The sequence below is a fragment of the Pedobacter cryophilus genome (genome assembly GCF_005116455.1).
Taxonomy (GTDB): domain Bacteria; phylum Bacteroidota; class Bacteroidia; order Sphingobacteriales; family Sphingobacteriaceae; genus Pseudopedobacter; species Pseudopedobacter cryophilum.
The window spans coordinates 871,712-883,574 of the sequence record NZ_SWBP01000002.1; the positions used below are offsets into that span (position 1 = coordinate 871,712).

Genomic DNA, 11,863 nt, shown 5'->3' on the forward strand with positions numbered 1-11,863 from the left:
TTTCTTGTTAAATCTGTTTTGTAAAAACATAAAAAAAGCCATTTGAATATTTCAAATGGCTTTTTTATTCATTATTAAGGTTTAAACCAGTTCTGTTTCTTTAGTATTGATAAAAACAAATTTTTGATCAAAAACATCTAATTTAATTTTACTTTCTCGATCTACCGTTCCGGCTAAAATTTGTTTAGAAAGTTCGTTCAAAATTCTTTTCTGAATCACTCTCTTTAACGGACGAGCACCAAACTGGGGATCGTAACCTAATTGAGCCAACCAATCTAATGCTTCTTCGGTTGCTTCTATAGAAACGCCCATTTCTTCTAGTGAATGTTTTACTCCTTTAAATTGCAAACGTACAATGTCTCTAATTTCATCACGGTTTAAAGGCGTAAACATGATAATTTCATCAATACGGTTTAAAAACTCTGGCCTTACAGATTTTTTTAGCAATTCAAAAACCTCGTTTTTGGTTTTAGCAATAATTTCTTCTTTGTTTTCATCTCCAAGGGCACTAAAATTCTCTTGTATTAAATGAGAGCCAATATTAGAAGTCATGATGATGATGGTATTTTTAAAATTCACCATTCGGCCTTTATTATCCGTTAAACGGCCATCATCTAACACTTGTAATAAAATATTAAACACATCTGGATGCGCTTTTTCTATCTCATCCAACAAAATAACAGAATAAGGTTTTCTGCGTACAGCTTCTGTCAATTGTCCGCCTTCATCATAACCCACATAACCCGGCGGCGCACCAATTAACCTGCTTACCGAATGTCTTTCTTGATATTCACTCATATCAATACGCACCATTGCGGCCTCATCATTAAATAAGAATTCGGCTAAAGCCTTTGCTAATTCTGTTTTTCCAACCCCAGTTGTGCCTAAAAATATAAAAGAACCAATTGGTTTTTTCTGATCAGATAAACCAGCTCTAGATCTTCTAATGGCATCAGAAATAGCTTCAATCGCTTCATTTTGGCCAGCCACTCTTTCATGTAACTTTGCTTCTAAGTGCAATAGCTTTTCTCTTTCGCTAGCAATTAATTTAGTAACGGGAATGCCTGTCCAGCGGGCAACTACACCTGCAATATCATCAGAAGTGACTTCTTCTTTAAGCATTCGGCTATCCTTGGTTTTATTCTCCAATTCTTGCTTTAGCTTTTCTACTTCAACTTGGGTGTCTTTTATTCGTCCGTATCTAATTTCGGCTACTTTTCCATAGTCGCCAGCTCTTTCTGCTTGTTCAGCTTCTAATTTAAGGTTTTCAATTTCTTGGATTTTGTTGTTTAAACTATCAACTAAATCTTTTTCTCCCTGCCATTTTGCTTTTAATTCATCTCTTTCAGAAGTTAAATCGGCAATTTCTTTAGAAAGATCACTTACTTTTCGTTCGTCGTTTTCCCTTTTAATGGCCTCACGTTCAATTTCTAATTGCATAATTTTACGGTCCAACTCATCAACTACCTCTGGTACCGAATCCATCTCCATTCTTAATTTAGAAGCAGCTTCATCCATTAAATCAATGGCTTTATCTGGTAAAAACCGATCAGAAATATAGCGTTGAGAAAGCTCTACGGCAGATATAATGGCTTCATCTTTTATTCTTACTTTATGGTGTGTTTCATACCGTTCTTTTAAACCACGTAAAATAGAAATAGCATCTTGAGTGCTGGGCTCATCAACCATCACCTTTTGGAAACGACGTTCTAAGGCTTTATCTTTTTCTAAATATTTTTGATATTCATTTAAAGTGGTTGCTCCAATAGCTCTTAATTCGCCACGAGCCAAAGCTGGTTTTAAAATATTTGCGGCATCCATAGCGCCTTCGCCACCACCTGCACCTACTAAAGTGTGAATCTCATCTATAAATAAAATAGTTTCGCCGTCACTTTCTGTTACTTCTTTAATTACTGCTTTTAAGCGCTCTTCAAATTCTCCTTTATATTTTGCCCCCGCAATTAATGAACCCATATCTAAAGAGTAAACCACTTTAGTTTTAAGGTTTTCGGGTACATCTCCTTTTATAATTCTAAAAGCTATTCCTTCTGCAATGGCAGTTTTACCAACGCCAGGTTCGCCAATTAGAATAGGATTATTTTTTGTTCGTCTGGATAAAATTTGAATTACTCTTCTAATCTCTTCATCCCTACCAATTACAGGATCTAATTTACCTGATTCGGCATATTCATTTAAATTACGGGCATATTTATTTAAAGCCTGATAAGTAGCTTCCGCATTTTGATCGGTTACTTTAGCATCACCACGTAAATCTTTAATCGCTTTTTTCAAGTCTTTTTCAATAACTCCCTGGTCTTTTAATAAACCTGCAGTTTTATCATTAGCGGCTAAAATTCCAAGCAAAATATGTTCAACAGAAATAAACTCATCTTTAAATTCTTTAAGATAAGATTGTGCTTTTAACAAAGTGCTGTTGGCGGCATTAGATAAATAGATATTGCTTCCAGATACTTTTGGGAAAGCATTAATTTGATCATCTAAAGCTTCGTTTAAACGATTGATGTTTACGTTTAATTTTTTTAAAACATAGCCAACTACGTTTTCATCAACAGATAAAAGACCTTTTAGGATATGTGCATTCTCAATAGCTTGCTGCTGAAAACCTTGAGTAATGTCTGAAGCTTTTTGTACAGCTTCTTGTGCTTTTATAGTATAATTATTAAAATTCATGGTGTTTGTCCTCCAAAAGAAGTCAGCAAAAACAGCACCAATAGCATTTAATTTTTTAAAGCAGAAATTATGTCTTAAACAATTGGTTGATAGAGACTTTTTGTCTTAAAAAGAAATTTTTTACTGTTAAAATTTCCGAATTATTAATGGTTTAGATTAATAACCTACATAAAATCGATAAAAGCATTGAGGTAAATTTTAATCACAGAGGGCTCAAAGTTCACAGAGCTGAATGTTTAAAAAAAAATCTAATAATGAAATCTACAAGCTATAATTAGTAAAGTGTGATGATCAAATGAATATAATAGTCTATGCTCGCCATCTATTCTTCTAGACCAATAACCTTGTAAATCGTGTTTTAAAGGTTCTGGATTTCCAATACCTTTGAAAGGATCTCTCAACGTATTCTTTATTAACTCATTAATTCTTTTTAGTTTTTGTTTATCTGTTACTTGCCAAAAAATATAATCTTCCCAAGCAGTTTTAGTCCAAGTGATTTTCACTCTTCAATAATTTGCTTTTCTAATATTTGACCTTCTTTTGCTTCTTTTAAAGATTGAATTAAAACATCCCTATTTTTTCCGGAAAGCAAATAACTAGTTTCTTTTAAAGAATTGTATTCATCTAAAGAAATAAGAACTAGGTCTTTATTATTGTTTCTTTTAATGATCAATTCTTCTACATCATTGACTACTAAGTCCATCCACTTTTTTAGATTTAGTCTTAGGTCTGTATAATTAACTACTTTCATAATTTAAATTTCACAAATTTACTAATAAAGTACGTTTTTAAGTACGTATTAAAAATTTAATTTTTGAAACACAGGGAGAATTATTGTTGATTTAACTTGTTATACCAATATGCAGAAAGTGAATATCTCATCACTTCTAAAAGGAGTAATAAATAAAACCAATTGTTTTGAAAGTTGGCAGTTGAGATTTCAAATTTAAAACCTAAGTAATAGGCTAAATAACTAAAAACATCTACACTAAAATAGAGATAGATAAACCTGAATGGGATTTGAATACAACTAAAAATGAGTCCTGATTTTTTCTGTTGAAATAATAATATTCCAGAAAGTAAAAAGGATAACAGGACTATTATTTCCCAAATTGCGATGGCTTTTTGGGGTATATAAAACTGCATTTCACCAAATGCAGTTAATAAATAGAGGGTTTTAGCTTTAACGAATAAGAGGAAAGTGATGATATCAAAACAGCCAAAGAGCCGCAATCCCCATTTCATTAATTAAACTAATTCTTTTTGCAGAGCAGCAGTTTGGTGATCAACAAGTTTTTGAAGCGGACCGCTGGCTAGCATTTTCATCATCATGTTTAAATCTGCTGAAACTGTTAAAGTTGCAGTAGTTTGGTCTCCGTTTTCAATAATCAACCATTTCATTTCTACTGCAAAAGGAGCTTCCTCTGAAGGGATTATCAATATTTCTTTGTTTTCTGTACGAGAAGATACTTTTAAAGCCAATTTAGCCATATTTTGAATGGTAAACTTAGCTTCATCAGTAGTACTGCTCCAATTATAAATATTCTCGGGCATCAGTTTTTCATGATTATTTAAATCACTTAAAAAGCTATAAACTTGGTTTACAGGTCTATTAATTTGTACTGAGCTTTCAAAATTAGTCATGATGTTTTTTTAGATGGTTTTTTCAATTTGTTGTCCCCATTGAGATGGGTTTCTTCTCCATTCGTTTAGCAAATCTATGTCGTTTTTTTGAACAAAATGATGTTCAGCCGCATAATCTATTAGCGCATTATAATTAGAAAGGGTAGAGAAACGGCATTTAGCTTCGGCAAAATTTTCTTGGGCAATATCAAAACCGTAAGAGAAAATGGCTACTAAACCAGCTACTTCATAACCGGCATCACGTAAAGCATGAACAGCTTGAATACTACTTTTACCAGTAGAAATTAAATCCTCAACAATTACTACTCTTTGGCCTGGGTTAATTTCGCCTTCAATTAAACTTTGAGTGCCATGCTCTTTAGCTTTAGCTCTAACATAAATGAATGGTAAACCTAATTCTTGTGCTACTAATGCACCTTGTGGAATTCCAGCTGTTGCTACGCCTGCAATTACACTTACAGAGCCAAATTCTTCTTGTATTAATTCAGAAAGTTTTTGTCTGATATAAGTTCTGATTGATGGATGAGAGAGCGTAATTCTATTGTCGCAATAAATAGGAGATTTCCAACCGGAAGCCCATGTAAAAGGATTAGTAGGTTGTAATTTAATTGCTTTTATTTGCATCAAAAATTCAGCAATTTTCTGTTGAATCTCATTTTTATTGTACATGGCACAAAAATACAATATTTATATCAACGAAAAATCACTAATTGTAGTTAATTCTATCCCTGAGGGAACAACTAATTATCAACAAATTGATGTTCAGGACTTTGATTTTGTAAAATTCTATAAGACTTTAGCAAATAACCCCAGAGCCTTATTTTATTTGGTTACACCCGATGTTAAAAGCGCATTTCTTCATATCAAGGAAAGCGTAAGAGTGATTGAAGCTGCTGGCGGATTGGTAAAAAATGAAGACAGTAAGTATTTGTTTATCAAGAGAAACGGTAAATGGGATTTACCAAAAGGAAAGCTAGAAGTCAATGAAAAAAAGAAAGATGCTGCCGTACGAGAAGTAGAGGAGGAGTGTGGCATTAGGATTAAAACTTTAGGCGAAAAACTTTTAAAAACTTACCATGTGTATGAAATTAAGGGTAAAGTGGTTTTAAAAGTTTCGCATTGGTATGCTATGGAAGCTAAATCTAAACAAAAATTAGTCCCACAAATAGAAGAAGGTATTACAGAGGTGAAGTGGTTTGATAAAAAAAACTGGAATGTGATTAGAGCTAATACTTATGCTAATATTTTAGATGTGATTAATGGGCATGACGATTAACCAGAGTAAAATAAACGGGGGTGAAGCGACAGCTCCCAATTCCGGTTTTTTCGGATTGGGACTATAGCGTAAAACCCGACTGGCGGAAGTTTGAAAGACGGAACTTGCTTTTCAAAGAAAAATTATTTTAAAAAAGGGAGAGCAGCAGAGGGTACAAACTGGGTTACATCGCCACCAAAACGTAAAATATCTCTTACAATAGTTGAGCTGATAGAAGAATAACCGGGTTTACTTACAATAAAAATAGATTCAATTTCGGGAATTAAAGCATGGTTCATTTGAGCTATTGCTTTTTCGTACTCAAAATCTGATACCGTTCTAATGCCTCTAATCATGTGTGAGGCCCCAATTTTTTGGCAAAAATTAACGGTTAAACCCTCGTAAGTAACCATCTCTAATTTAGGCTCGTCTTTAAAAACGGCAGTAATCATTTCTAGTCTTTTATCTGCACTTATTAAAGATTGTTTACTGCTATTTACGCCAATGCCCACATAAATTTTGTCGAAAAGTGAAAGTGAGCGTTTTAAAATATCAACGTGTGCTTTGGTTATGGGATCAAAAGAACCAGGAAAAAGTGCTATTTTCATTAGATTTTGCTTGTTTTTAAAAGTGATATTTAATTAACGAAAAAACTAAAAGCCGAATAACCATATTTCCTTTTTTCTTTAAAATTTGGATGATTGTGTAAATCTTGCCTGCTTTGGTGTTCTATAATAAGGATGCCGTTTTTATTTAATAATTTTTTTTCAAAAATGATACTGGCAATCTCGGGAATGCGAGGAATATCATAAGGTGGATCGGCAAAAATTAAATCAAAAGTCTCCGTTTCTTGGTTTAAATACTTAAACACATCAGCTTTAACTGTTTTAATTTGCGTTAATTGATGCTCTGTACTGATGCTTTTTAAATAATTAACGCAACCAAAATTTTGATCTACAGCTGTTATTTCCAAAGCTTCTCTTGATGCAAATTCTAAACTAATACTACCAGTACCACTAAAAAGGTCTAAGATTTTAATATTGTCAAAATCTACCTGATTTTGCAGGATATTGAATAAGGCTTCTTTTGCCATATCTGTAGTAGGCCTTACCGGTAAATTTTTGGGTGGGTTAAACCTTAATCCTTTTAATTTACCGCCAATTATTCGCATAAATGTAAACTTAGTAAAGAGAAAAAACGCGGCATAACGGCTTCATTTAAACCTAAATAGGTGAGTGGTAAACTGTCTAAATCTGTAACCTCAGTATGGTTAAACTGTGCCTTAATTTTTTGAAAAACAGCACCATTGGTATCTATATTTCCACTCACTTTTACCATTACTTGAGCAGGCTTTAACTTGTTTTGTTGCGTTGCTAAAAGCATAAAATACAGTAATTCGTCTTCATTTGTATATTCAAATGCGTTATAAAACTGAAATTTATGTTGATTAAAAATGATAATTTCTATCACATCCGACTTAAAGTTGGCGAAAAGTTGAGGATAACTAATTTGACTAAAAGCATATTCTACGCCGGTAAAAAACGGAATAAATTGAGGATAGATAGCGGCTTCTGGGAAATATTTTTCAATTTTATCTAGCAGGTGTTTTTCAAAAGCAAAAATAACTGTAATACCCGATTTTTCTAATGATTTCACAAAAACAGCTTCGTTTTCTGATAGATTAAGATATTTACTGTAAACCTCCAAATCTTTTTCATGATAAACCTCAGTAGGTATAAAAGTGAATTTTTTTGTGGTTAAACTAATTTTGGTTTTCGCAAAATGTGTTTGCAATAAATTGCCTTCAATATCATTAAAAATGGTAGTTTGGGCTGCTGAAATTACTTTAACGGTTTGGTTTTTAACATCTACCAAAGCATAGCTGTAATCATTATTACCTAATTCTACGCATAATTCATTTTGAGTTGCATTAGCAGGTTCAAAATTTGGAACGGTAAGATGTGTTTTGTCATTCATGCTCAACAAAAGTAAAAATTTATCCGAAAGCGTTTATAATTTTAACGAAATTTGAAATAATGACCGTAGCCCATGATCTTGCAAAACTATTTCCGCACCTAGCCAATCCTCAACAGCTTTATTTGTTTGATAAATTACAACAATTTATTGCTAATGAAGATCATCAGTCTTGTTTTATTTTAAAAGGCTATGCGGGTACAGGTAAAACTACGGTGATTAGTACCTTAATAAAATTGTTGCCTAAGTATAAAATTAAATCGGTTTTACTGGCACCAACTGGTCGGGCTGCAAAAGTTTTAAGTCAGTATTCGGCTAAAGGAGCATCTACCATTCATCGAAAAATTTATCGTAAAAAATCGGCTTTTTCACCAGAAATGCACTTTGGTTTGGCTTCAAATATGCATCAGGATACTTTATTTATTATAGATGAAGCTTCTATGATTATTGATGAGCCTACAGATTATAGCGGCAGCAGTTTATTACAAGACGTAATTTCTTTTGTTTATAATGATAAAAATAACCGCATTATTTTTATTGGAGATACCGCACAATTACCACCAGTAGGTTCAACAGAAAGCCCTGCTTTGGTGGCTAATCATGTTAAAAAGTTTGGTTTAGCTGTTGATGAAATAGAATTAACACAGGTGGTAAGGCAAGAGAAAGAATCGGGTATTTTGTTTAATGCTACCGCAATAAGAGAGTTGATTAGGACAGAGGAAACCAGCTTTCCATCATTAAGAACAAAAGGTTTTAAAGATGTTTTTAGAATGATGGGCGATAAAATTATTGAAGGTTTAAACTACGCTTACAGTAAGTACGATTTAGAAAACTCGCTGGTGATTTGCAGGTCTAATAAAAGTGCAAATCTGTATAATCAACACATCAGAAATCAAATTTTGGGGAGAGAGGATGAGCTTACTGGAGGCGATTTAATTATGGTAGTGAAGAATAATTATTTTTGGCTGCCTGATGAAAAAGGTGGTTTTATTGCCAATGGCGATATCGGACAAATTACCCGGGTAAAAAATATACAGGAAATGTATGGTTTTAGATTTGCCGAGGTTCAAATTTTATTTGCTGATATAGACCAAGAGCCCATCACCTGTAAAGTAATGTTAGATACTTTATATACTGAAACTCCAAACCTGCCTTATGAACAGCAAAAAAAGCTTTTTGAAGAAGTGATGAAAGATTATGAGCACATTCCTAACAAAAGATTAAGAATGGAAGAGCTGCGTACTAATCCATATTTTAACGCTTTACAAATTAAATTTGCCTATGCTGTTACTTGTCATAAGGCACAAGGAGGGCAATGGGAAGCTGTTTTTATTGATCAAGGTTATTTAACCGAAGAAATGTTAAATATTGATTTACTAAGATGGCTGTACACAGCTACCACCAGAGCTTCAAAAGAGCTATTTTATGTAAATTTTAATGAGCAGTTTTTTCCTGATTAAATATTTGAAAGAAATGCCTTAGATATTTTTGTGGATTTAATGATTCAAATAAATTCACCTTGTTTCTTGAAATATCAGAGATCAAATTTGAATTTGGAAACAATAAACGCTTAGTTTTAATATAATATTTGTGGTTAGAAAAGGCTAAAGCAATCATCACTATCACTAAAGCAATCACAAAACCCATACTAAACATTTTAAATTGGTTACGAAACTGCTGAATAGATTGTTTAGCCTGTGTTTCTTTATATTTTTGAACGGAATTTAGTTTTTCGAAAATAGCGGTCACTTTTTCCATTAAATTTGCGCCAAATCTACTCTTAATAAGCATCACAGATTTACTCCCATTTCCCTGTTTTTGAAGGCTTATAGTTTGTGTCATGTCCGATATTTTTTTGGTAATTAATCGGTCTATCTCCTTTAATTCGGCTGCATTTGTTTGATTTAAACCATAACTGTTTACTAATTGAGAAAATCTTTCACGTTCTAAATTTAAACGGTAAATGGCATTGTTATAAGGTTCAAGGTATCTTTCATCAGAAGTAATTAAATAACCTCGCTGATTAGATTCGGCATCCTTTAGGTTATCCAATAAGGAATGAGAGCTTTCTAAAAAGTCGTACTTGTTATCACTAACTTTCATGCTATTGCTAATGTTATTATAAATAAACAGGAATGAATAACAGTAAGATAATAGAATAGTGCAGGCAATTGCAATAAGGCTGTAAATAAGGATTGGTCTTTTCATAAATAAGGTTTCTTTAAGGCTACAGCAAATTAAAGTGCATTAAGTTTTGATTTGTTTAAAAATAACTCAAATAAGTTAAACAAAACTTAAATTTTTAGAAAAAAAATATTTTTTCTTATTAGGAATTTGAAGCTTAAGTAGTTTAGTTATAAAAATATTTTTTTAACTAAATGATGATTTTTTTACAAAATACCCTTGAATAAGGCTATTGATATTTGACTGTTTATTAAGAAGCTAAGTTGTTTTTTTGATCAACAGGTAGGTTAATTGTGAATTTTGTACCCACATTTACTTCACTTTCAACAGAAATTTCACCTTTTAAATTTGTTACTATCTTTTTAACAAGATGTAATCCTACACCTTTACTGTCTTTGTGATGATGAAAAGTCTTATAGATTTCAAAAAGATGAGCTTGATGCTTTTTTAAATCAATGCCCAAGCCATTATCTGCAACTATAATTTCAATCTTGTTTTTCTCTTTATTTAAGGTAGTTTTAATTTGAATAAGAGGCTCACGAGATCTATCCCTGTATTTTAATGCATTAGAAATTAAATTTTGCATAATACTTTCTATAAAAGTACCAGAGCCATTAAATATAATGTCTTTATTTAAATCTAAAATAATTTTTGCTTTGGTGTGTAATATCTCTGTTTGAAGCTGTTGAATCACGCTTTCAATAATCTTATCTAAATGGTAGCTGTCTTGGGTTGTTGTTTTTTGATGCAATTTTTTAAGTTCCTCAATCAGTTGGTGCATTTTTGATTTTAAATTTTCAGATTGATTTTTGATCATCATAAATACCGTCTTCTTTTCCTCTTCCTCGTTTTCTAATTCATAAAGACTGAGTAAAGAGTCGAAATTTTGAATTGGAGATCTTAAATCATGAGAAAGAATATGGGTGTATTTTAGCAAAATGTCATTTTGATCTTGAAGGTTATTTGCCATTAAATTCAAATCATCCTTTTGTTTAATTACATTTTTTAACAAATTGGCTATTTTTTGATCTCTATTTTTTAACCTGAGAATGAGAATAATAAAAGTAGAAACAATTAAAACATTAAAAATAAACATGAAAAATTTAATATTTGCTTGTTGTTGAGCTAGTTGTCCTTTTAATAATTTAACCTGTTGCGCCATTAGCTTGTTGGCATCTCTAATTAAAAACCTAATATACTCCATGGACATTAAACCTTTATTGGTTTTAACAATGTTTATTGCCTTTGTGGTTTCTTGGTTTTCTACCAATATAATGATGGTATTTAATTCGTTTATTTTAATTGTTATCGCTTTCTCTAATTGAGAAAGAAATTGTTTGTTTATAAAAGCAAAGGTTTTTACCTGATTTAAATAAAGTTGTTTACGGGTAATAATATTACTTTTTGCGGCAAAAAAAGGTTTAAGATAGGTAGTGTCTTGCGTAATTAAATAGCCTTTTTGCCCGGTTTCTGCATCTTTTATAGATGATAATAAATCGGAGCCATATTTTGACGATTCGGATATTTTTTGGATTTCTTCTAGCTCTATAGCTGTATGATTTATATAATTGAAAACAAAATAAGTGTTACAAAAAATTAAAACAATACAAATAGAGATAATAAAATAGATGGCATTAATTTTTTTCATAACAGGCAAGCCAAATATAGTATTTAATTATGTGTTAAATAATTGTATTTGAAAATTATTTATAAAAAAGATGTTGTAACGGCTAAAATAATAGATTTTTTACAAACCTCTAAATTAGTGAGCGTATTTAATTGAGATTTTTTAATAATAGATTGGGAAACAAAAGAAGGATCAAGCGTAAAAGTTGGGGACTAGCTTAGGCATAAATTTTAGATAATCGGAACAGGAAGAATTTAACATTTCTCACCCCTCTAAATTGAGATCTAAGAGCCTTTATTTTTGCATTAAATGATTCTGCTGATGCATTTGTGCTTTTATTATCAAAGTAATTCAATATGGTTTCATAATTGTTTTGAATGGTTCTTGCTATGGTATTAAAGGATTTGTAGCCTAATCTCTCTATTTTATTATACCATATTGCTAATTTTTTAAAAGCGACTAATCTATCTTTTGAATGGCTCAATATG

The 11,863-nt window shown here is 31.7% G+C and carries 14 protein-coding genes; 2 read left to right on the forward strand and 12 right to left on the reverse strand.

Annotated features, from left to right (window positions below):
- Positions 1–81: 81 nt before the first annotated feature.
- The 6 genes from clpB to pyrE form a co-directional block, all read right to left on the reverse strand.
- Positions 82–2,691 carry an ATP-dependent chaperone ClpB gene (gene clpB / locus FA046_RS08975; RefSeq protein ID WP_136826042.1) on the reverse strand — a complete coding sequence of 870 codons (2,610 nt, stop codon included), beginning with the start codon at positions 2,689–2,691 and terminating at the stop codon, positions 82–84.
- 248 nt (positions 2,692–2,939) lie between these two features.
- Positions 2,940–3,194, reverse strand: coding sequence for a Txe/YoeB family addiction module toxin (locus FA046_RS08980; protein WP_136826043.1), 255 nt, complete (start codon positions 3,192–3,194; stop codon positions 2,940–2,942).
- Positions 3,191–3,442, reverse strand: a complete 252-nt coding sequence (locus FA046_RS08985) for a type II toxin-antitoxin system Phd/YefM family antitoxin (protein WP_136826044.1) — start codon at positions 3,440–3,442, stop codon at positions 3,191–3,193. Before FA046_RS08985 ends, FA046_RS08980 begins: the two co-directional genes overlap by 4 nt.
- A gap of 80 nt (positions 3,443–3,522) precedes the next feature.
- Positions 3,523–3,936 (reverse strand): hypothetical protein, encoded by a 414-nt coding sequence (locus tag FA046_RS08990; RefSeq protein WP_136826045.1) that lies wholly within the window; start codon positions 3,934–3,936, stop codon positions 3,523–3,525.
- 3 nt (positions 3,937–3,939) lie between these two features.
- Entirely contained in the window at positions 3,940–4,335 is a 396-nt protein-coding gene (locus tag FA046_RS08995; RefSeq protein WP_136826046.1) for an SRPBCC family protein, read from the reverse strand.
- Positions 4,336–4,344: 9 nt separating this feature from the next.
- The gene (pyrE, locus tag FA046_RS09000; protein WP_136826047.1) at positions 4,345–5,004 is read right to left on the reverse strand and encodes an orotate phosphoribosyltransferase; all 660 of its coding nucleotides are present in this window, start codon (positions 5,002–5,004) and stop codon (positions 4,345–4,347) included.
- Here pyrE and FA046_RS09005 point away from each other — a divergent pair.
- Positions 5,003–5,611, forward strand: coding sequence for an NUDIX hydrolase (locus FA046_RS09005; RefSeq protein WP_136826048.1), 609 nt, complete (start codon positions 5,003–5,005; stop codon positions 5,609–5,611). The genes pyrE and FA046_RS09005 overlap by 2 nt on opposite strands.
- Positions 5,612–5,733: 122 nt before the next feature.
- On the opposite strand, the gene coaD is transcribed toward FA046_RS09005, so the two are convergent.
- Genes coaD through FA046_RS09020 form a run of 3 tightly spaced genes read right to left on the reverse strand, consistent with a single transcriptional unit; the run spans position 5,734 to position 7,567 of the window.
- Positions 5,734–6,198 carry a pantetheine-phosphate adenylyltransferase gene (gene coaD, locus FA046_RS09010; protein ID WP_136826049.1) on the reverse strand — a complete coding sequence of 155 codons (465 nt, stop codon included), beginning with the start codon at positions 6,196–6,198 and terminating at the stop codon, positions 5,734–5,736.
- 29 nt (positions 6,199–6,227) lie between these two features.
- Entirely contained in the window at positions 6,228–6,761 is a 534-nt protein-coding gene (gene rsmD, locus FA046_RS09015; RefSeq protein ID WP_136826050.1) for a 16S rRNA (guanine(966)-N(2))-methyltransferase RsmD, read from the reverse strand.
- Positions 6,752–7,567 (reverse strand): DUF3822 family protein, encoded by an 816-nt coding sequence (locus tag FA046_RS09020; protein ID WP_136826051.1) that lies wholly within the window; start codon positions 7,565–7,567, stop codon positions 6,752–6,754. Before FA046_RS09020 ends, rsmD begins: the two co-directional genes overlap by 10 nt.
- A gap of 59 nt (positions 7,568–7,626) precedes the next feature.
- Here FA046_RS09020 and FA046_RS09025 point away from each other — a divergent pair, with 59 nt between their 5' ends.
- The gene (locus FA046_RS09025; RefSeq protein WP_136826052.1) at positions 7,627–9,024 is read left to right on the forward strand and encodes an ATP-dependent DNA helicase; all 1,398 of its coding nucleotides are present in this window, start codon (positions 7,627–7,629) and stop codon (positions 9,022–9,024) included.
- On the opposite strand, the gene FA046_RS09030 is transcribed toward FA046_RS09025, so the two are convergent.
- The 3 genes from FA046_RS09030 to FA046_RS09040 all read right to left on the reverse strand — a co-directional run.
- The gene (locus FA046_RS09030) at positions 8,999–9,772 is read right to left on the reverse strand and encodes a CHASE3 domain-containing protein (protein ID WP_136826053.1); all 774 of its coding nucleotides are present in this window, start codon (positions 9,770–9,772) and stop codon (positions 8,999–9,001) included. The two genes, FA046_RS09025 and FA046_RS09030, sit on opposite strands and share 26 nt — an antisense overlap.
- Before the next feature lie 226 nt (positions 9,773–9,998).
- Positions 9,999–11,396: a sensor histidine kinase gene (locus tag FA046_RS09035; RefSeq protein WP_136826054.1), complete on the reverse strand. Its 1,398-nt coding sequence runs from the start codon at positions 11,394–11,396 to the stop codon at positions 9,999–10,001.
- A 196-nt stretch (positions 11,397–11,592) separates the two neighbouring features.
- Positions 11,593–11,863: transposase (locus FA046_RS09040; RefSeq protein ID WP_136826055.1), on the reverse strand; the 271-nt coding region annotated here is incomplete at its 5' end.

Bases quoted from the DNA above. Each gene is read 5' to 3' on its own strand.
- clpB (WP_136826042.1), bottom strand. From the start codon at position 2,691: ATGAATTTTAATAATTATACTATAAAAGCACAAGAAGCTGTACAAAAA.
- FA046_RS08985 (WP_136826044.1), bottom strand. From the start codon at position 3,442: ATGAAAGTAGTTAATTATACAGACCTAAGACTAAATCTAAAAAAGTGG.
- FA046_RS08990 (WP_136826045.1), bottom strand. From the start codon at position 3,936: ATGAAATGGGGATTGCGGCTCTTTGGCTGTTTTGATATCATCACTTTC.
- FA046_RS08995 (WP_136826046.1), bottom strand. From the start codon at position 4,335: ATGACTAATTTTGAAAGCTCAGTACAAATTAATAGACCTGTAAACCAA.
- FA046_RS09005 (WP_136826048.1), top strand. From the start codon at position 5,003: ATGGCACAAAAATACAATATTTATATCAACGAAAAATCACTAATTGTA.
- pyrE (WP_136826047.1), bottom strand. From the start codon at position 5,004: ATGTACAATAAAAATGAGATTCAACAGAAAATTGCTGAATTTTTGATG.
- coaD (WP_136826049.1), bottom strand. From the start codon at position 6,198: ATGAAAATAGCACTTTTTCCTGGTTCTTTTGATCCCATAACCAAAGCA.
- rsmD (WP_136826050.1), bottom strand. From the start codon at position 6,761: ATGCGAATAATTGGCGGTAAATTAAAAGGATTAAGGTTTAACCCACCC.
- FA046_RS09020 (WP_136826051.1), bottom strand. From the start codon at position 7,567: ATGAATGACAAAACACATCTTACCGTTCCAAATTTTGAACCTGCTAAT.
- FA046_RS09025 (WP_136826052.1), top strand. From the start codon at position 7,627: ATGACCGTAGCCCATGATCTTGCAAAACTATTTCCGCACCTAGCCAAT.
- FA046_RS09030 (WP_136826053.1), bottom strand. From the start codon at position 9,772: ATGAAAAGACCAATCCTTATTTACAGCCTTATTGCAATTGCCTGCACT.
- FA046_RS09035 (WP_136826054.1), bottom strand. From the start codon at position 11,396: ATGAAAAAAATTAATGCCATCTATTTTATTATCTCTATTTGTATTGTT.